20 protein-coding genes, 1 riboswitch and 1 other annotated feature (1 of these 22 cut by a window edge) are annotated in these 18,486 nt (G+C 34.0%); of the genes, 7 read left to right on the plus strand and 13 right to left on the minus strand.

The annotated features are described in order from the left end of the window. Nucleotides 1-30, minus strand: a binding site (T-box leader) (it extends 199 nt beyond the left edge of the window). A 124-nt stretch (nucleotides 31-154) separates the two neighbouring features. Continuing rightward, a complete protein-coding gene (locus F9279_RS17135) occupies nucleotides 155-1,321 on the minus strand; it encodes an amidase (protein WP_152115324.1) in 1,167 nt (388 codons plus the stop codon). A 54-nt stretch (nucleotides 1,322-1,375) separates the two neighbouring features. Continuing rightward, entirely contained in the window at nucleotides 1,376-1,945 is a 570-nt protein-coding gene (locus tag F9279_RS17140; protein ID WP_152115253.1) for a histidine phosphatase family protein, read from the minus strand. 210 nt (nucleotides 1,946-2,155) lie between these two features. Here F9279_RS17140 and F9279_RS17145 point away from each other — a divergent pair, with 210 nt between their 5' ends. Beyond that, nucleotides 2,156-3,358, plus strand: a complete 1,203-nt coding sequence (locus F9279_RS17145; RefSeq protein ID WP_152115255.1) for an MDR family MFS transporter — start codon at nucleotides 2,156-2,158, stop codon at nucleotides 3,356-3,358. A 46-nt stretch (nucleotides 3,359-3,404) separates the two neighbouring features. Here the strand turns inward: F9279_RS17145 and F9279_RS17150 are convergent, their stop codons facing one another. Further along, nucleotides 3,405-3,569: a glycogen biosynthesis protein GlgD gene (locus tag F9279_RS17150; protein ID WP_152115257.1), complete on the minus strand. Its 165-nt coding sequence runs from the start codon at nucleotides 3,567-3,569 to the stop codon at nucleotides 3,405-3,407. Nucleotides 3,570-3,582: 13 nt separating this feature from the next. Continuing rightward, nucleotides 3,583-3,846: a YtzC family protein gene (locus F9279_RS17155; RefSeq protein WP_152115259.1), complete on the minus strand. Its 264-nt coding sequence runs from the start codon at nucleotides 3,844-3,846 to the stop codon at nucleotides 3,583-3,585. A 224-nt stretch (nucleotides 3,847-4,070) separates the two neighbouring features. On the opposite strand from F9279_RS17155, the gene F9279_RS17160 reads away from it, so the two are divergent. Together F9279_RS17160 and F9279_RS17165 are read left to right on the plus strand one after the other, a co-directional pair. After that, entirely contained in the window at nucleotides 4,071-5,036 is a 966-nt protein-coding gene (locus F9279_RS17160; RefSeq protein ID WP_152115261.1) for a TIGR01212 family radical SAM protein, read from the plus strand. Beyond that, nucleotides 5,033-5,605, plus strand: coding sequence for a class I SAM-dependent methyltransferase (locus F9279_RS17165; RefSeq protein WP_152115263.1), 573 nt, complete (start codon nucleotides 5,033-5,035; stop codon nucleotides 5,603-5,605). Before F9279_RS17160 ends, F9279_RS17165 begins: the two co-directional genes overlap by 4 nt. A gap of 89 nt (nucleotides 5,606-5,694) precedes the next feature. Here the strand turns inward: F9279_RS17165 and F9279_RS17170 are convergent, their stop codons facing one another. Next, nucleotides 5,695-6,789 carry a tetraprenyl-beta-curcumene synthase family protein gene (locus tag F9279_RS17170; protein ID WP_152115265.1) on the minus strand — a complete coding sequence of 365 codons (1,095 nt, stop codon included), beginning with the start codon at nucleotides 6,787-6,789 and terminating at the stop codon, nucleotides 5,695-5,697. Between the two features lie 15 nt (nucleotides 6,790-6,804). Continuing rightward, on the minus strand, nucleotides 6,805-7,608 hold the full coding sequence (locus tag F9279_RS17175; RefSeq protein ID WP_152115267.1) for an alpha/beta hydrolase: 804 nt from the start codon (nucleotides 7,606-7,608) through the stop codon (nucleotides 6,805-6,807). A gap of 358 nt (nucleotides 7,609-7,966) precedes the next feature. On the opposite strand from F9279_RS17175, the gene F9279_RS17180 reads away from it, so the two are divergent. Then, nucleotides 7,967-8,821, plus strand: coding sequence for a C39 family peptidase (locus F9279_RS17180; protein ID WP_152115269.1), 855 nt, complete (start codon nucleotides 7,967-7,969; stop codon nucleotides 8,819-8,821). Here the strand turns inward: F9279_RS17180 and asnB are convergent. The 5 genes from asnB to ytkD all read right to left on the minus strand — a co-directional run bounded on the left by asnB (nucleotide 8,811) and on the right by ytkD (nucleotide 14,567). Then, nucleotides 8,811-10,712 carry an asparagine synthase (glutamine-hydrolyzing) gene (gene asnB, locus F9279_RS17185; protein WP_152115271.1) on the minus strand — a complete coding sequence of 634 codons (1,902 nt, stop codon included), beginning with the start codon at nucleotides 10,710-10,712 and terminating at the stop codon, nucleotides 8,811-8,813. The genes F9279_RS17180 and asnB overlap by 11 nt on opposite strands. A gap of 604 nt (nucleotides 10,713-11,316) precedes the next feature. After that, the gene (gene metK / locus F9279_RS17190; RefSeq protein WP_152115273.1) at nucleotides 11,317-12,516 is read right to left on the minus strand and encodes a methionine adenosyltransferase; all 1,200 of its coding nucleotides are present in this window, start codon (nucleotides 12,514-12,516) and stop codon (nucleotides 11,317-11,319) included. A 249-nt stretch (nucleotides 12,517-12,765) separates the two neighbouring features. After that, a riboswitch (SAM riboswitch) is annotated at nucleotides 12,766-12,927 on the minus strand. A gap of 70 nt (nucleotides 12,928-12,997) precedes the next feature. Next, nucleotides 12,998-13,240 (minus strand): DUF2584 domain-containing protein, encoded by a 243-nt coding sequence (locus tag F9279_RS17195; RefSeq protein WP_152115275.1) that lies wholly within the window; start codon nucleotides 13,238-13,240, stop codon nucleotides 12,998-13,000. A 26-nt stretch (nucleotides 13,241-13,266) separates the two neighbouring features. Further along, nucleotides 13,267-14,058 (minus strand): alpha/beta hydrolase family protein, encoded by a 792-nt coding sequence (locus F9279_RS17200; RefSeq protein ID WP_193224614.1) that lies wholly within the window; start codon nucleotides 14,056-14,058, stop codon nucleotides 13,267-13,269. A gap of 29 nt (nucleotides 14,059-14,087) precedes the next feature. After that, nucleotides 14,088-14,567, minus strand: coding sequence for an RNA deprotection pyrophosphohydrolase (gene ytkD, locus F9279_RS17205; RefSeq protein ID WP_152115279.1), 480 nt, complete (start codon nucleotides 14,565-14,567; stop codon nucleotides 14,088-14,090). A 270-nt stretch (nucleotides 14,568-14,837) separates the two neighbouring features. Between ytkD and F9279_RS17210 the strand changes: the two genes are divergently transcribed. After that, nucleotides 14,838-15,095, plus strand: coding sequence for a DUF6154 family protein (locus F9279_RS17210; protein WP_152115281.1), 258 nt, complete (start codon nucleotides 14,838-14,840; stop codon nucleotides 15,093-15,095). 288 nt (nucleotides 15,096-15,383) lie between these two features. Then, the gene (gene cls, locus F9279_RS17215; protein WP_152115282.1) at nucleotides 15,384-16,838 is read left to right on the plus strand and encodes a cardiolipin synthase; all 1,455 of its coding nucleotides are present in this window, start codon (nucleotides 15,384-15,386) and stop codon (nucleotides 16,836-16,838) included. Between the two features lie 88 nt (nucleotides 16,839-16,926). Here cls and F9279_RS17220 read toward each other — a convergent pair whose 3' ends face one another. Further along, nucleotides 16,927-17,400: an S-ribosylhomocysteine lyase gene (locus F9279_RS17220; protein WP_152115284.1), complete on the minus strand. Its 474-nt coding sequence runs from the start codon at nucleotides 17,398-17,400 to the stop codon at nucleotides 16,927-16,929. Between the two features lie 160 nt (nucleotides 17,401-17,560). Between F9279_RS17220 and yidD the strand changes: the two genes are divergently transcribed. Next, nucleotides 17,561-17,800 (plus strand): membrane protein insertion efficiency factor YidD, encoded by a 240-nt coding sequence (yidD, locus tag F9279_RS17225; RefSeq protein ID WP_152115326.1) that lies wholly within the window; start codon nucleotides 17,561-17,563, stop codon nucleotides 17,798-17,800. Here yidD and F9279_RS17230 read toward each other — a convergent pair. Further along, on the minus strand, nucleotides 17,797-18,363 hold the full coding sequence (locus F9279_RS17230; RefSeq protein WP_152115286.1) for a beta-class carbonic anhydrase: 567 nt from the start codon (nucleotides 18,361-18,363) through the stop codon (nucleotides 17,797-17,799). The two genes, yidD and F9279_RS17230, sit on opposite strands and share 4 nt — an antisense overlap. Between the last annotated feature and the right edge of the window lie 123 nt (nucleotides 18,364-18,486).

The raw sequence follows: 18,486 nt of genomic DNA on the forward strand, positions 1-18,486 counted from the left end.
ATCTTTACTATTCCTTATCCATGTTATTGAATCTATATGTTGTTTATTGTATTGTATTTTGTTTCATGTTGCAAGTAGTTTTCAGACTAGTGCCACACACTTCATCTATCATTCCCACTACCTTGCAAGCACTTTTTTTCATCATATGCTATTGTTATTCAGTTGTTCCATTTAAAGAAATAGTTTTCGACCATTCAAGTATATAGTGTAATAACTTTAGATCTTGATTCTTACCAGCAATAAAAGAAAGACCGATTGGTACACCATTCCATTCACTTATTGGTATATTAACCTGTGGTAATCCTGATAACCCTGCAATACAGCATAATTGTAAGGTCTTGCTTCTTTTCTCTTCTAACTCTGCCACTGGTAAGTGTAGTAATGGAGCAATTCCTGGAGCTGTTGGAATGATAAGAACCCCATCATCCTCTAAAAGTTTTTCCATTTTGTCTCGTATTATACTTCTTTTCTTGCTATGTTTCTCTTTATCATTAGGATTCAATAAACTTGCCATATGAAATCTTTCAGCAATTCCTGGACCGAACATTGGCTTTTCCCGTGTGATCCACTCCTTATGTTCTTCCCATATTTCTAATCCTTGTAAAATACGAAAAGTTTCTGCCCACTCTTTTAAACCTTCTTTTGCTAGGACAGTAGTCTCACATTGATTAATAGAATTTTTAATACTTGTTAAGATAGGGTCATAAGCAGAAACTACCTCCGTATCTAATAACTCCCATGCATCCTCTGCCACTATAAATCTAGTAAACTCTCCCGTTTTATTTAGTGGTAATAATGTTTCCCCTACTTTTAGAAGTGTTTCAGGATTAGTTGCCATCCATCCTACTGTATCAAAACTTTTGGCTAGTGGAATCACACCATCTATATTCACAACGCCGTGTGTTGGTCTTATTCCATAAATTCCACAGTAGCTAGATGGAATTCTAACAGATCCTCCTGTATCGGTTCCTAAGGAAAAATCACTTTGTCCTGCTGCTACTGTAACAGCTGATCCACAAGAGGATCCACCAGGAATTCTATTTTTATCCTTTGGATTAATAGGCGTACCATAATGATAATTCTCTCCATTTAGACTGTACATTAATTCATCTGTGATAGTTGTTCCCATTAAACTTGCACCATTTTCCAATAATGTCTGTATAGAAACGGCTGTTTGTTTTGCTGGTTCATGTGTAGCAAGCCAATCAGGATTACCTGCTGAGGAAGTATATCCTTTAATCGAAAATACATCTTTTACTGCAAAAGTTAAGCCATCTAACTTCCCTTTTTTTATGGGATTTAATTCTATATTTTTGTCCATATATGCTCGATAATCATGCACGTTGATACACTCTCCCCTACTTAATGGTATCTTTTATTGCAAATGCTCAATAAAGTTATAGTTCTGAATAGACCAAGCTGGTTCTATATATTGGATATTGCTTATACATGCATTCATTAAGTACTGATCCATTGTGAAAGTTTCTTCGGAAATAAAAGATAATAAAGTATGTATAACTGCTCCATGGGCAACTAGCAATACCTTCTTGGAGGGGTACTGTTGGAGTATTTGCTTTAAACCATAGTTAATTCTCTCTATTAGTGCTTCTCTACTTTCCTGATTAGGATAGTTAAAATCAGGATATAACCTTTCTCTTTCTTCTCTAGTCTTTCCTTCTGCATCTCCAAAACTACGTTCCATGAACTCCTCCATCTCTATAACAGGTAGTTGCAAAGCTTCATTAATAATAGCAGCTGTCTGTTTTGCTCTTTTAAGAGGACTTGTAATGATAACATCCCATTGAGTATCCTTTAGCAAAAAATCTCTACATCTTTCCGCCTGCTCCTTCCCCGTTTCATTTAAGGGGATATCTGTTTTCCCTTGAATTCTTCCTTGTGAATTCCAATCGGTTTCTCCATGCCTAATTAAACATATTTTTGTCATGCTATATTCCTTTCTTCGGTAAGAATTTTATCTGTACTTTTACTTTAATGAAAAAAATCTAATTTTTCAAATAAATTATTCAGCAAGCCTATACTTTAACTGAATATTTCGGCTTTAACGTAATTAGTTGTATAACTATTGCAGCTTTATCAAAAAGCATCTACACTTATTTTTGTTAAATAGAAACTATGTAGTAAAGGAGCATATTTAATGCCTCGTTCTCTTTGGCTTTTAGTTATTGGTATGGCTGTTAATGTAACAGGATCGTCCCTTCTATGGCCATTAAACAGTATATACATTCACGAACATTTAGGTAAATCTCTTACGGTTGCCGGATTTATCCTAATGCTAAATTCATTAGCGAGTGTTATCGGTAATTTATTTGGAGGAACACTCTATGATAAAATTGGAGGTTATTATTCGATTTTAATCGGAATATCCTTCACGGTTTTCTCTCTATTAGGTTTAACTTTATTTCATACTTGGACTGCATACTGTCTTTTCTTTGTTTTATCTGGATTTGGCTCTGGAATTATTTATCCTAGTATGTATGCAATGGCTGGAAATGTATGGCCAGAAGGTGGTAGAAAAGCATTTAATAGCATTTATGTTGCTCAAAATGTAGGAGTCGCACTTGGTTCTGCCATTGGTGGAGTAATCGCCTCTTATTCCTTCCAATTGATATTCCTATCAAACACCATTATGTACATTATGTTCTTTATTATTGCCTTCTTATTTTATAAAGGAATTCAGGTAAAAGCTGCGCCTGCTATAAAGGAGAATGTTCTAGCGACTAAAAATAAACTTAGCTCAAAGCGTAATCCAGCCATGTATTCCTTAAGCATATTAGGTATTGGATACTTATTATGTTGGATTTGTTACGTTCAGTGGCAGGCAACCATCTCTACTCATACACAGGAGTTAGGAATTCCGCTAACTCAATATAGTATTCTTTGGGCAGTCAATGGTGGTCTAATAGTATTTGGTCAACCACTTGTCTCTTTATTTACAAAGAAAATATGTACTTCTATAAAAAAACAAATGGTTATTGGCATTTTTATTTTCATTCTTTCTTTTCTATTACTTGGAAAAGCTGAAATATTTACTGGCTTTCTTGTAGCTATGATTATTCTAACGATTGGTGAAATGCTCGTATGGCCAGCAGTTCCAACTATTGCAGATAAATTAGCCCCAAAAGGTCGAGAAGGCTTCTTTCAAGGCATTGTAAACAGTACAGCTACTGGAGGAAGAATGATTGGACCTTTACTTGGTGGGATGCTTGTAGACTACAAAGGAATAGATTTTCTTATCCCTATCTTAATCGTGTTGCTTATTATTAGTTTACTTGCTGCATATTTTTATGATTATCCAGCTAAGGCTCTTTCAAAGGTTCCACCAAAAGTTAAGGCATAGAAGGAAACGGTTTGACCAGAAGATTTGTCTTCTGGTCAGACCTTTTTTATTCTTGTCTCGTTTTTGATTTAGCTGGCTGACCACCAGATTGTTCATATTTTAGCTTCGCTTTCTTTACTACATCTGTATCGTTACCAAATTCAACATCTTGATTATTAATTCCATTTCTTGTTTTCTGTTCTGGATTATTTTGTTTTGATTTTTTAGTCATAAAGATAATCCTCCTAGTGCAATTTTACCGTCATTTGATTTTGCAATTGTGTAACCAATAGCCTCATACGATGAATTTGCTCTCTCTGTTGTTGATTAGCACTATGATCCATTGTGTGCAGATCATTATAAACATGCTCTAACTGCAGCTGTGCATCTGTATATTCATTGGCATTATAATGTTCTTGTCTATTAGCAATTTCATATTGATTCTCTGCATAACTAATAGCCTCATTGCATCTAACTAATAATTCTTCCATGGATTGACGAGTAGCCATTCGTTACCCTCCCAACAATCTAATACGTAGAAGCTTTACTGCTTCTTCCACAGTAGTATCTGTTAGATTGTGAATTCTTATAACTTCCTTTTCTTTACTATCTATTCTTACTATTGGAGAAAGCCAAAAGACATGGTAAAATTTCAAAGTGAAGAAGTGAACATAATTAGTAATGTAAAAATTTATCCAACAACATGTTGTTATTCTAGAAGGAGGCTTCTGATATGAATCAGACCAACCCTTTTCCATATGCATCTGATAATAAACGTTATCACACATGGAATTATCACTTAAGAAATGAATTTGGCCATAAAGTTTTTAAAGTAGCTTTAGATGGTGGCTTTGATTGCCCAAATAGAGATGGAACCGTTGCACATGGCGGGTGTACATTTTGTAGTGCAGCAGGATCGGGAGACTTTGCAGGAAATAGAGTAGACAGCTTAGAAAAGCAATTCCATGATATTAAAAATAAAATGCATCATAAGTGGAAAGATGGCAAATATATGGCTTATTTCCAAGCATATACGAATACGCATGCTCCTGTAGATGTACTTCGTGAAAAGTATGAGACGGTTTTAAAACAAGAGAATGTTGTAGCTCTCTCCATTGCAACTCGTCCAGATTGCTTGCCTGATGATGTAGTGGAATATTTAGCCGAATTAAACGAACGGACGTATTTATGGGTTGAATTAGGCTTACAAACAGTGCATGAATCTACTGCAAAAATGATAAATCGAGCACATGACTTCCAAACCTATGTAGAAGGGGTTGAAAAGTTAAGAAAGCATAATATACGCATTTGTTCTCATATCATTAATGGTCTACCGATGGAAACAAATGAAATGATGATGGAAAGTGCAAGAAGTGTTAGCAAGTTAGATGTACAAGGAATAAAAATTCATCTTCTTCATTTATTAAAAGGCACTCCAATGGTTAAACAGTATGAAAAAGGATTGCTTCAATTTTTAAGTTTAGATGAATATGTTTCCTTAGTATGTGATCAACTGGAAATTCTTCCACCTGAAATGATCATACATCGAATTACTGGTGATGGCCCAATTGACTTAATGGTAGGACCAATGTGGAGTGTTAATAAATGGGAAGTATTGAATAGTATTGATGCGGAATTGAAGCGAAGAAATAGTTGGCAAGGAAAATTCTATCAAGAAAGTTCTAAGGTAATCCTATGAAGCTAGATCGAGTATTACCATTTTCTCATCAATTACTTCAAAAATGCATTGGAGATGGAGATATTGCTGTAGATGCAACGATGGGGAATGGACATGACACCTTATTCTTAGCACATCTTGTAGGGGAAAAAGGAAAGGTCTATAGCTTTGACATTCAAGAGGAAGCATTGCGCTCTACACAAGAAAAATTAACGAATCAAAACATACAAAATGCTTCTCTTCATCTTTGTGGACATCAACATATCAGTGAAACCATTCCTAAAGAGTTACACAGCAAAGTTTCTGGTGCTATTTTTAACTTAGGCTATTTGCCTGGCGGAGATAAGTCAATTGTTACACAAGCTAATACCACCATCTCTGCAATTGAACAGCTTTTGCACGTTCTTGCACCAGAGGGAATTATTGTATTGGTTATCTATCATGGACATGAAGAAGGTGCAGTGGAGAGAGACAAGCTACTATCTTATGTTAAGAGCATTAATCAAAAAGAAGCACATGTCCTTCAATATCAATTTATTAATGGTGCAAATAACCCACCGTTTATAGTTGCTATTGAGAAAATAAAATAATTCAAAGACCCAAATTTTTTATAGTTTGGGTCTTTACTTTTTCACAATAAATTATAAATCACCTTAAATAACGTTAGTTTCCTAACTCTCTATTTACTAACAGATCTTCCCACATTCGCAGGAATTCTTTTTTGCCATTTTCTATAAGCTCTGCCATTTAGATAAAAGAAATATCCTATTGGTCCTGAGGTCTTAATCATATCTTTAGCTAATTTTCGGATGTTATGCTGTTCGTTCACTTTTTCATCTGACAAATATACTCCAAGTAAGCCTCTATTGATTAACTTATGAAACTTTTGATGTGGTAGTTTATTTGTATGCTTGTCCGCTTCTTCTACAAAATGCTTTAAGCGATTAAATAATTCTGACTCATCCTTATAATAAAAGCAAAAGTTTAAATCTCCACCTACTTTATCTTCCTCTTGATCAATAAAGTAATCTAATAATATATGTAGACCTTGAATATAAGGAAAATATCCATCACGAATTAAGTAAGTATAAGACTCATCAAAATCATCTCGAAATGCATAGGAAACTAGGCAGAATATACCTAAAGTCGAGCCTGAACATGCAGAAAACTCATACCACTCCATTTGAGGAACTTGATGTTTATTCTCTTCAAACCATAGCTTGAGACGAGGTATTCGCTCTTCAAACATTACATGCTTATGTATTTGTAAGTCACAATAATAACGACAAAGTTCTAAAAGCTGTGCCTTAATATTTTCATAATGATCCAACTTACTTAAAGTATCTCGACAAGTTTTGGCTAAATCATATAAATAGCCGCCATCATCCTGATCCTCTCTATAACGGTAATAATTAGTTGGTTTAGCATCTACTGTTAATGCATGCTCCATTGCCTCATGTAGAGCAGAGAAGTCCTTTGGATCTAATGATGTACTTCTGTCACAAAGATTATCTAAATAATCACTTATTGTTTGATAAGCAACTATAAATGTGATTACCTCTTTATATTTTTTCATCGCTATCAATGCCATAATAGATCCACCCTCACAATGGAAGGTTTTATGCTCTATACTTGCTAAGGCTTGTTTCCTTAATTCAGGATTAGGAATGCTATTTGCTCTTTGTTTCCAATAATTTAATTCCTTGTGTACAGCAGGGAAAACCTTTAAATATACTTTTGACATTAATGTTAATGGCATTTTGGGTACAGACATGTTAAAAAACCTCGCTTATACAAGATATCCAATTGCTTTTAATTGGCTTATAATAAAATCTTTGGTATATTCAAAGACTTCCTCTCTCTCTGGCTCGTTGTAAATTTCATGGTAACAATCTGGCCATTCCTTATACCTCTTTTCAGACAATGGTACCATATTGAACCAGCTCTTTACCATTTTTTTATCTACAACTAAATCGCCACCACCCTGCATCAGCAATAAAGGTAGATCCTGTGATTTTGCTACATCTATAAATGCTACTTTCATTGCTTCAAGTAGCTCTCGGTACCACCGAACAGATACTTTTGTAATATATAGTGTGTCATTACAGTCAATTTCTCGCACTTCTACATTCCTTGTTGCCATATCAATGGTTAATCCCGAATTAATTCTTAGCTTTGGTGAAACTTTGTTTAACAAAAGAGAGAGAGTACTCATTAGTTTAGAAGGGTAATTTACTAGCCCTAAACATGGTGAAGATAGGATTAGGCCCGCTAATTTCAGCTTTTCTTTTTGAAGAAGCCTGATGGAGGCTAGCCCCCCCATGCTATGACCTAATAAAAATACTGGTAGCTCAAATTGATAGGCTGCTTGAATCCAGTCTTTAATTTCAGTTGTATAATCATCAAATGAATCAATATGTCCTCTATCTGCTCTAGTGGTCATGCCTTGCCCTGGAAGATCCCCCATCACCACATGAAAACCAGCTAGACGAAACATTTCCACTAACCATCCATATCGCCCGTGATGTTCCATTGCACCATGTACAATGACAATTACTGCTTTTGCATCGCCCTCTGCTTCCCATTTCCACATACAAATGTTCCCCCGTTTTTATACTTAATTTCTTCATAATTCTATTAAGATTTCTATGTTAGTTGATATCATGCTTTCAGTTCTTCAATAAATGACTCTTCTTTACCATTTTTCACACCCCTTATTTTTCACATGAATTTCTATCAATAAAAGATTTAAGGAAAATTAAAGGTTAAAGGATTATAGTTTTGTTTAAAGAGTTTTTATATTATTCCCAAGTGGTAACATAATTATAGCAAAGATGTTAATAGGTAGCATTAACCAAACAAGTTCTTGTTATTTATGACAATACTATGAATAGTATTAAATACTCATACGAATTAACCGATATAAATAAATATAACTAAAGGGTGAGAATATGACCACAGATACTATTATCTTATTATCCTTAATAGGAGTACTGTTCTTATTATTCTTAAGTATAAAAAATAAATTATCAAAGTTAATGAAAGGTGTCTTTCTTTCGATATTTTTATGCTTATTAACAGTAACTGGATTGCTACTATACGTTAATGAAACAGAGGAATTGGTTTATGCCAAACAATTCACAACAAACCAAACGACTAGAAAAGCTTCTATAACAGAAAAAGAAGAAGTAGTGGAAATAAAAGAATCTGTTTTATTAGATGCTCCAATCATTAATCAATTACCAGAATTACCTAGAGGCTGTGAGGTAACTAGTTTAGCGATGCTACTACAATATGCTGGTATTGATGTAGATAAAATGACATTAGCTGAAGAAGTAGAAAAGGATACTACTCCTTACTCAAAGAATGGCAATCAAATTTACTATGGTAACCCAAATGATGGGTTTATAGGAGATATGTATTCATTAAATGGCCCTGGTTTAGGAGTTTATCATACACCAATTGCTGAACTTGCTGAAGTGTACTTACCTGGTTCCATTGTTGATTTTACTGGATCAGACTTCGAGGAAATTAAAAAACAGCTTTCCAACAATAATCCAGTATGGGTAATAACAAATTCTAAGTTTAAGAAGTTGTCAGATGACCAATTTAGAACTTGGAATACGCCAAGCGGAGAAATTCAAATCACTTATTCTGAGCATTCTGTTTTAATTACTGGATATGATCAAGATTATGTATATTTCAACGATCCACTAACTGGGGAAAAAAATAAAAAAGCACCCATAGCGGATTTCGAAGAATCCTGGGTGCAGATGGGAAGCCAAGCAATTACAATTAATTCTTAACAGCCAATATTCCCTCTTGTAAATATTCCTTTTCGAAGGAATATTTTTTTTCTATATATACACTATGCCAAACCATAAACATTAAGACAGTCCAAATCTTACGACTATTATCTGCTTTACCTTGTACATGGTCTTCTAATAATTGAAGTACCACTGATTTATTTAAGAGATGCTCTGTGTCGCTCTCTTTAATGATATTTTTAGCCCATTCATTCATTTCAGCTTTAAGCCAATGGCGAATAGGAACAGGGAAGCCTAATTTTTTACGATTTAATACATGGTCAGGTACAAAAGATTCTGCTGCTTTTCTAAGTATATACTTCGTTGTACCATTAGCTGTTTTTAAAGAAGTAGGTATCTTAGATGCTACTTTAAACACTTCTTTATCTAAGAAAGGAACACGTAACTCTAAAGAATGAGCCATTGTCATTTTATCAGCTTTTAATAAAATATCCCCTCTCATCCAAGTATGGATGTCAATAAATTGCATTTGATCTACAGGATCGTATCCTTTGCTTTCTGCATAAAGAGGCTTCGTAATATCTGTATAGTGATATGCACCATTATACATAGAAAGTAGCTTTTCTTTTTCCAATTCTGTAAACATCTTAGCATTTCCTATATATCTTTCTTCCATTGGAGTTACTCCACGTTCTATGAAGCTCTTTCCTTTAACTCCTTCAGGAAGTATTGTTGCAATTGCACGAAGTAAAGATTTCCCTACCTTTGGAATTTTATTAAAGACTTCCAATGATTGTGGTTCTCTATAAATATTGTAACCACCAAATAGTTCATCTGCTCCTTCTCCTGATAATACAACTGTTACATGCTTTCTAGCTTCGCGTGCAACAAAATATAATGGAACACATGCAGGATCAGCTAGAGGGTCGTCCATATGCCACATGATTCTAGGGATTTCATTCATGTATTCTTCAGGAGTAATAATATGGCTAATGTTTTCTAAACCTAATTTATCCGCTGTTTCTTTTGCTACATCAATTTCGCTAAAGCCGTTATGTTCAAATCCGACTGAAAACGTCTTAATATTAGGATGAAACTCTTTCGCAATACTAGCAATAATAGATGAGTCAATTCCTCCAGATAAGAAAGAACCTACTGGTACATCACTTCTCATATGCATTTTTACACTATCAAAAAGGACGTCTTTTATTTCTTTAGCAAAATCATCTTCTGATTTAATAATTGGTTGGAAGTTTGCTTTAAAATAGCGCTTGATTTCCATTGGTTGCCCTAATTTTTTAGTAAAATAGTGACCTGGCTCTAATTTTTTAATTCCTTCCGACATCGTACTCGGTTCTGGAACAAATTGATACGTTAAATAATGCTGAAGTGCCTCGTAATTAAGTACATCACTTTCTAAAGCCATTACTATACTTTTCTTCTCTGAAGCAAAGAACGTCTTCTCTCCATCATCAAAATAGAAGAAAGGCTTAATTCCGAAAGGATCACGTGCTCCGTACAAAGTTTCTTCTTGTTTATCCCAAATTAAAAATGAGAACATCCCACGTAATTTTTCTACTGCTTTTTCTTTTTCATGACTAAAAAGTGCAATAATTACTTCTGTGTCAGAATGCGTCTGGAAAGTTAAACCTAATTCGATTAATTCTTGTCTAATCTCTAGGTAGTTATAAACCTCTCCATTGAAGATAATCCAATACCTTTCATTTTCATATGTTAAAGGCTGATGCCCACTTTCAATATCAATAATACTGAGTCGGCGAAAACCAAATTGTATATGATTATCATAATAATAACCTTCATCGTCAGGACCTCTATGCGTTATAACACGGTTCATTCCAGCGAATAATTCTTTATCTTTCTCCTGAAAGTTTTGTGCTTTTTCATGTATACAGCCAACAAAACCACACATATTACTCTCACCTTCTCCATTTCTTTTCCTACATAGATGGGTACATATAAATTAGTTTCTACTAACCATTTTAATAGCAGTTTCATACATTTATCATTTGTTATTTGTTATTGGTAAAAAGACTATAACCTAATCAAATTACAACTATACAACTGTCTAGTCAATATGTTAATAGTCAAAAGGATATATTTCATCTCACTTTAAGGTACTATTGTATCATAAAAAATGTAATTTCATCATTATTATTTGTTTTATTAAATCAATCATTTAAACAATTAGTGTTACAAATGAGACCACTTATTAATAGACGTAAAAAAAAGAAAGAGAGTTGCAAGATTTGCAACTCTCTTTCTTAGGCTGTCGAAAAACCCTCTATGGAGTATAGGGAGAATATATAGTTGTATATTTAAACACCTTGCTGAATAGGGGGATGATTTCCGTTACAGGAGTTCGCTTTCCGTGGGGCTCGCGCTGAGCCGCTTCGGCTTAAAAGCCTGCAGGGTCTCAGCTGTCTCGCAGATCCCACAGGAGTCTCACCCCTTCCACTACAATCATCTGGATAAAAATTCTATTTTATCTTTCTAAATTACTTTTTCTTACTGTTTTATCCTTTAATAGAATTCTTAATGATTTCTGCTTTATCCGTACGTTCCCATGGTAAATCAACATCTGTACGTCCAAAATGGCCATAAGCAGCTGTTTGTCTATAGATAGGTTTACGTAAATCTAGCATATTAATAATTCCTGCTGGACGAAGATCAAAGTTTTCACGTACTGCTTCTACTAATTGATCTTCTGAGACAACACCTGTTCCAAACGTATCAACAGAAATAGATACAGGTTGAGCTACTCCAATTGCATACGCTAATTGTACTTCTACCTTGTCTGCAAGTCCTGCTGCCACAATATTTTTCGCTACATATCGTGCTGCATATGCTGCTGAACGGTCTACTTTAGTTGGATCTTTCCCTGAGAAAGCTCCCCCACCATGACGAGCATAACCACCGTAAGTATCAACAATAATTTTGCGACCAGTAAGACCAGCATCTCCTTGTGGACCACCAATAACGAATCGACCTGTTGGATTGATAAAATATTTAGTATTTTCATCAATTAATTCTGCAGGTACAACATGGTTAATAACATATTCTTTAATATTTCGTTGAATTTGCTCCAATGTAACCTCAGGATGATGTTGTGTGCTGATAACAATGGTATCCACGCGTACTGGTTGATTATTCTCATCATATTCAACAGTTACTTGTGTTTTACCATCTGGGCGCAGATATGGTAAGATTTCTTCTTTTCTAACTTCTGCTAATCTGCGAGATAATTTATGCGCTAATGAAATCGGAAGTGGCATTAACTCTTTCGTTTCATTACATGCAAAACCAAACATTAAACCTTGGTCACCTGCACCAATTGCTTCAATCTCTTCATCTGTCATTTTACCTTCACGAGCTTCTAAAGCTTGGTCTACTCCAAGTGCAATATCAGCTGATTGTTCATCAATAGACGTTAATACAGCGCTAGTTTCCGCATCAAAACCATACTTAGCGCGAGTATAACCAATTTCTTTTATTGTTTCTCGAACAATTTTAGGTATATCTACATATGTAGATGTAGTTATTTCTCCTGCAACTAGTACTAATCCTGTAGTAACAGATGTTTCTGCAGCAACACGTGCATTAGCATCTTTTGCTAAAATAGCATCTAAAATAGCATCTGAAATTTGATCACAAATTTTATCTGGGTGACCTTCTGTTACCGATTCAGAAGTAAACAAACGACGTTTTGTTGACATCTGATTTCCTCCTTATATTAGAAAAAAGCAGAGTGTATAATCGACACTCTTATTTCTCATTATGATACGGTACTCATTCCCTAGATAGTATGAAGTAAAAATGGCGTTTTTATCCTAACAGGAGCTCTTGCTAGCATAATAACACTCATCTATAAAATTACATTTTTTATAAAAGATAATTATTCATTCCACACAAAAAACCTTTTCATAAGTGAAAAGGTCATTGGTAAAATCAATCCGCACCTTTCACTCTTATCGTTCAAGGAATCGACTTCCTTGCTACAGGTTAGCACCTTTCCTAAGAGAATGTTCTGTCACATCTCAAAAAAATGAAATGATTCAGTAATTTTCTTCACATAGTAGGTTGCTGGGTTTCATTGGGCCAGTCCCTCCACCAGCTCAGGATAAGAGAGTATCCGTTCAAGGGTAAATGATAGCTTACACTAATCATTAATGTCAATCATTTTTCCTCATATTAAGCTTAATTTGTAGAATTTAAAGAAATAAGTTTATATGTAATAATTGTTTTTGCATTTTCCCACTGTAACTTTTCAATGGTTGCAATCCCAGAGCTTTCTCCGTTCTTCGTTTTCTTAACCTCCACTGGAATATGCATAGGATAAATTCTATAATCATTTTTCTCTAATTGAAATATATTCTCTTCTAATCTTAACTCTTGTCCTTTTGTTACGATCATTGTATTAAGTTCTAAGGGCATTCCCATCTTAAATTTCTCCTTCACCTTTTTTTCTATTGTAGCATTATTCTTGTATGATTTTTCATCCATTTTGATAACTTTGTGACAACCTCTCTATTAATTGCGGGAGGGAAATAATGTGTATATTGCTCATAAAACCATGTTTCTACTTCTTTATTTAATTTCTTTAATTCTTTCTCCAATTTATAACTATGTTCAACGGAGACATTCTTATCTTGAACACCGTGTATAATTAAAACAGGCGCTTGCATATTAGCTAAATAATAAAGGGGTGTTCGTTCTTTATATTCGTCAGGATATTTAGAAGGAGTTCCACCTATTACTCTTTTCATCATTCTTCTCAAGTCTTCTCTTTCTTCATATGTAAGCGTCATATCGCTAACTCCACCCCATGTAACCACTGATGCAACAGTGCAATAAATGCCAACAAAAAGTGCCATTACTCCTCCGCGGGAAAAACCAAATACATGTACATCAAGAACATTTGGTAGATTATCCAATAAATAATAGGCGGCTATAGCATCCATCCGATCCTTTCCTGCGAAATCTTCATTACCATCTCCTCCTTGATTTCCCCGATAAAATGGTGCAAATACTACGAAACCCTCTGATGCAAATTGAACAATACGCCCAGGGCGTACCTTTCCAACATTCTTGATTCCGCCTCTTAAATAAAGAAATCCATCATATTGTTTCCCATCGTTTGGTACAGCAAGTAATCCTTTAACTCGAAGCCCATCTACATTATACGTAACAACAAATAGATCAATAGATGGATTAGGAGAAGGAAATTTTACTTTTTCTAAAACATCACCATTTTTCATCCTCAACTCTTCCCTTCTATTTTTCCTTATTAGTTCTGCTCACTAAAAAATTGTTTCTCAATATACGGAATACATAATTCCAATACATCATCTTTCATTACATAGCTAAAGAAATCTTCCCAGCGTTTTTCTAGGATATTCTCTTCTATTAGTACTGGACCTAAAGTCTCAAGATAATCATCTTTTATCTCTAGTTCACTAATATTCGCAAAGTAAACATCTTTTACAAAAGACTCTAATCCCATAACTTGATAGGAAGCAATCCATTCTAACACACTGATTTTTGCTCCAGTTTCCTCATATACTTCTCGATATGCTGCTTCCTTTGTTGATTCTCCTCGTTCTGCCTTTCCCCCTGGAAACTCTAACCCTCTCTTTTTATGATGAGTTAATAACCAATACTGTTGATACTTACAAATTACTAGAACATGTCGAGCTTTTTGCTTAAAATAATTTCTATGAAAAGATAAATTCACGATAACCTTATTATGATCATAAAATGTTTTCATACTATCTCCGTCATTATGTATTATTTATCATTACTTGCATACTATATTCATTAACATTACTTACATCTTAAAGGATTTAGCAGCTTTTTACGATAAAGAAAAGAGAAATATGGGTAATTTCTCCACCAAACGGGTAAAGACCAACTAGTAAGAAAAACCATTTTATCCAAGTACCTTATTTTTTCTGGCTAGTTTGATTAACATTCATATATAATAAATATATAGTAAAACGGTTACATTTTTCAATGTACCATATTGGAGGAATAACGTATGAAAATTGTGGATGAATTGTTTAACTTATATAAGAATAAACTTACAGGTGATGCAGAAGATATAGATATGCTTGCTTTTGCTTTTTTAGAGGAAATGTCACGTGAGGATTTACTACATATCATACAAGAATTAAATGAACAAGAATTGTATGACTTAATGGGATTATATTTAATCGAAAGCTTAAAGGGGAAGTTTGCTAAAGAAGATTATGGACAATCAAATATTCCTATTTTTACAAATAGAAACGTCCATTAACCCCCACATCGGAATTAGGCTGGTACGGTAGTAAATGATTAGAACATCTTTCTATTTCTGCCAGCCTAATCCTATCCATTATGCCTCAACATTTTTTTCGTATTCCCCATTATAAAAACAGACTAAAGGACAAAATAATACCAACATACACCTTTTTCCCCTATAATAAGGATATTTCTATTATTCGTATTACAGTTGTTGGAAGGCTATCTGTAGACTATTATTTCTTATATACCAATCCAACATGATATGTATTATTGAAACTTATGCAAGAAAGGAAAGAGGATTGTGCATATATACTCTATTATTTTAACAATTATCATTATACTGAATATCATCCTTGCATTTTTAGTTATTTTCTTTGAAAGAAAAGATCCAGTGGCTTCTTGGGCATGGTTGATGGTATTAACTTTTATTCCGATTCTCGGATTTATTTTGTATCTTTTATTTGGTCAAAATTTACGGAGGCGAAAATTATTTCAGTGGGATGAAAGGAAAAAGTTAGGAATTGAACCTGTTTTAGCTTCTCAATTATTACAAATCAGCTCCAATCAATTACGCACTACTAATCCTGTTATACGTCAATATCAAGACCTTATTTATATGAATTTATTCAATAATGATGCTGTTTTAACAGAGAATAATGCTGTGTCTATTTTTACAGATGGTAAAGAGAAGTTTCATCAATTATTTACTGACATTAAACAAGCAAAAAAATCCATTCATTTACAATATTATATCCTGAAGAATGATGGAGTTGGTTCTGAATTAATTAAATTGCTAGTAGAAAAAGCGAAAGAGGGAGTAGAAGTTCGTTTACTTTATGATGACTTAGGATCTAGGACCTTGCGAAAGAAGATATTTAAAGAATTAAGGGCAGCTGGAGGATATGTGGAAGTTTTTTTCCCAAGTAAATTTCACCTTATTAATTTACGTTTAAATTATAGAAATCACCGTAAACTTGGGATTATTGATGGAAAGATTGGTTATATTGGTGGGTTTAATGTAGGAGATGAATACCTTGGTCTTAACTCTAAATTCGGATATTGGAGAGACACGCACCTACGAATCGTTGGAACCGCTGTTTATGCCATTCAGACTAGATTTATCCTTGATTGGAATCAAGCCTCTCATCAACATGAAATTCATTACTCTCCTGATTACTTTCCAGGTCATGTTGAAGAAATAATTGGAAATATTGGGATGCAAATAGTTTCAAGTGGTCCAGATTCTGAGTGGGAACAAATAAAAAATGCATCCATTAAAATGATTAATTCTGCAAAAGAGAGTGTTTATATTCAGACTCCTTACTTTATTCCGGATGCAAGTCTTTTAGATGCGCTTCGGATTGCTGCTTTATCTGGCATTGATGTGAGAATCATGATTCCGAACAAACCTGATCATATGTTTGTTTATTGGGCAACCTACTCTTATATTGGAGAAATGATTAAAGCAGGAGCTAAAATTTATATTTATGAAAATGGCTTTATTCATGCTAAAACGATTATTGTGGATGAAAAGGTATGTTCAGTTGGTACAGCAAATATTGATATGAGAAGTTTCCGTTTAAACTTTGAAGTAAATGCCTTTATATATAGTGATCAAATCGCTGGAAGACTTGCTGAAGATTTCAAAGATGATATGAAATTATCAACAAATTTAACAGCAGAAAAATACTCTAAACGATCAATATGGATTCAAATTAAAGAATCCATATCAAGACTATTAAGCCCATTACTGTAAAGAGGATTAAGAGATACCTTGTAGATTCAAGGGATAAGGATGATTATCATTCTAAAAAAGGACTGCAAAGCTGGCAGTCCTTTTCTTCTTATGCAAACACTTGTTTTAAGTCTTCTTTACTTTGCGCTAACCAAAAATTCATGAGCTTCTTAGCTCCAGCTAAATCATGGAGCTTTGCTTGCCCACATTGTGTTTCATTTGCTGCTGGAATTTCCGTAATCTCCACTGCCGTCTTCATCGTTGCTTCTAATAAATCAATGATTTCTTCAACAGTAGGTTCTCCACTCACTACTAAGTAATAGCCTGTTTGACAGCCCATTGGGGAAATATCAATAATATCAAAATGATTATACTTCTCAACATGTGCACGTAAATTAAAAGCTAGCAAATGCTCTAATGTATGAATAACATCAGGCTTCATTGCCTGTTTATTAGGCTGGCAGAAACGAATGTCATATTTATTTACTACTCCATCACTACCTACCTTATGAACTCCACAATGTCTTACATAAGGTGCTTTAACTGCATTATGATCTAATTCAAAACTTTCAACAGAAGGCATTATTCCAACTCCTTTTTTCTTTGTTCTTATATTATACATTAAATATCCAAGTAATTTCATCAACTTAATAAATATTATTCTGTTTAAACAAAAAAGCTACATCCTTTTGAATGGTTAAAAGTCCATGTTATACTGAGTAACGAAAGGAGCAGTAAGTATGTTGAAAAATTTTCTCATTCTCTTAATAAAATTTTATAAAAAAGTCATTTCACCAATTACTCCACCATCCTGCCGGTTTTATCCGACCTGCTCTTCCTACGGTATGGAAGCCATTCAAAGATTTGGAGCAATAAAGGGTGGCTATTTAACCATTAAACGTATCCTTAAATGTCACCCTTTTCATCCTGGCGGCATAGATCCAGTTCCAGAAGATTGTTCCTGTAAAAAACACTCTCATTAATCCAGCTTATAACCATCTACCACTAAGTCTAGCTTTCCTGTTTCTGGGTCAATTACAAGTCCATGCACCGGAACTGTATTCGGAATTAGTGGGTGTTTTTTAATCATATCCACACTATGAGAAACACTTTCAGAAACGGAACTAAAACCGGTTAACCATTTGTCTAACTCAATTCCAGAATGCTCTAATGTATCGATAATTTCCTCTGATATTCCTCTTTCCTTCATTTTACTTAACATGCTTTCTGAGTTTAATGCACTCATTCCACAATCATGGTGTCCTATTACTAAGACTTCGTCAGCTTTTAATTCATATAGAGCTACTAAAATACTTCTCATGATACTTCCAAACGGATGAACCACTACTGCTCCTGCATTTTTAATTATTTTTACATCTCCATTAGAAAGATTTAACGCATTCGGTAACAGCTCTAATAATCTAGTATCCATACATGTTAATATAACCATTTTTTTGTTAGGAAACTTTGTTGTTCTAAACTGCTCGTACTTTTTCTCTCTAACAAATTCCTCATTATGATTCATAATATTTTGTAATAAATTCAATATAAGCACCCCTTATTCTACTTTAGCAATTGTTTATCCCCTAAGTGAATTACTTTTAAGAAAACTTCACTCTTAATAATAGTAAATAAATCAAAGATAATCTACAAGTTTGACATACTTTTA

Source organism: Bacillus sp. B1-b2 (genome assembly GCF_009183415.1).
Lineage (GTDB): Bacteria > Bacillota > Bacilli > Bacillales > Cytobacillaceae > Niallia.

What these genes read in the sequence shown, in the direction of transcription:
- F9279_RS17140 (WP_152115253.1), bottom strand. Translation starts at nt 1,945, where the DNA reads ATGACAAAAATATGTTTAATTAGGCATGGAGAAACCGATTGGAATTCA.
- F9279_RS17135 (WP_152115324.1), bottom strand. Translation starts at nt 1,321, where the DNA reads ATGGACAAAAATATAGAATTAAATCCCATAAAAAAAGGGAAGTTAGAT.
- F9279_RS17155 (WP_152115259.1), bottom strand. Translation starts at nt 3,846, where the DNA reads ATGGCTACTCGTCAATCCATGGAAGAATTATTAGTTAGATGCAATGAG.
- F9279_RS17145 (WP_152115255.1), top strand. Translation starts at nt 2,156, where the DNA reads ATGCCTCGTTCTCTTTGGCTTTTAGTTATTGGTATGGCTGTTAATGTA.
- F9279_RS17180 (WP_152115269.1), top strand. Translation starts at nt 7,967, where the DNA reads ATGACCACAGATACTATTATCTTATTATCCTTAATAGGAGTACTGTTC.
- F9279_RS17165 (WP_152115263.1), top strand. Translation starts at nt 5,033, where the DNA reads ATGAAGCTAGATCGAGTATTACCATTTTCTCATCAATTACTTCAAAAA.
- asnB (WP_152115271.1), bottom strand. Translation starts at nt 10,712, where the DNA reads ATGTGTGGTTTTGTTGGCTGTATACATGAAAAAGCACAAAACTTTCAG.
- F9279_RS17160 (WP_152115261.1), top strand. Translation starts at nt 4,071, where the DNA reads ATGAATCAGACCAACCCTTTTCCATATGCATCTGATAATAAACGTTAT.
- F9279_RS17170 (WP_152115265.1), bottom strand. Translation starts at nt 6,789, where the DNA reads ATGTCTGTACCCAAAATGCCATTAACATTAATGTCAAAAGTATATTTA.
- F9279_RS17175 (WP_152115267.1), bottom strand. Translation starts at nt 7,608, where the DNA reads ATGTGGAAATGGGAAGCAGAGGGCGATGCAAAAGCAGTAATTGTCATT.
- F9279_RS17150 (WP_152115257.1), bottom strand. Translation starts at nt 3,569, where the DNA reads ATGACTAAAAAATCAAAACAAAATAATCCAGAACAGAAAACAAGAAAT.
- F9279_RS17200 (WP_193224614.1), bottom strand. Translation starts at nt 14,058, where the DNA reads ATGAAAAATGGTGATGTTTTAGAAAAAGTAAAATTTCCTTCTCCTAAT.
- ytkD (WP_152115279.1), bottom strand. Translation starts at nt 14,567, where the DNA reads ATGAAAACATTTTATGATCATAATAAGGTTATCGTGAATTTATCTTTT.
- metK (WP_152115273.1), bottom strand. Translation starts at nt 12,516, where the DNA reads ATGTCAACAAAACGTCGTTTGTTTACTTCTGAATCGGTAACAGAAGGT.
- F9279_RS17210 (WP_152115281.1), top strand. Translation starts at nt 14,838, where the DNA reads ATGAAAATTGTGGATGAATTGTTTAACTTATATAAGAATAAACTTACA.
- F9279_RS17195 (WP_152115275.1), bottom strand. Translation starts at nt 13,240, where the DNA reads ATGGGAATGCCCTTAGAACTTAATACAATGATCGTAACAAAAGGACAA.
- F9279_RS17220 (WP_152115284.1), bottom strand. Translation starts at nt 17,400, where the DNA reads ATGCCTTCTGTTGAAAGTTTTGAATTAGATCATAATGCAGTTAAAGCA.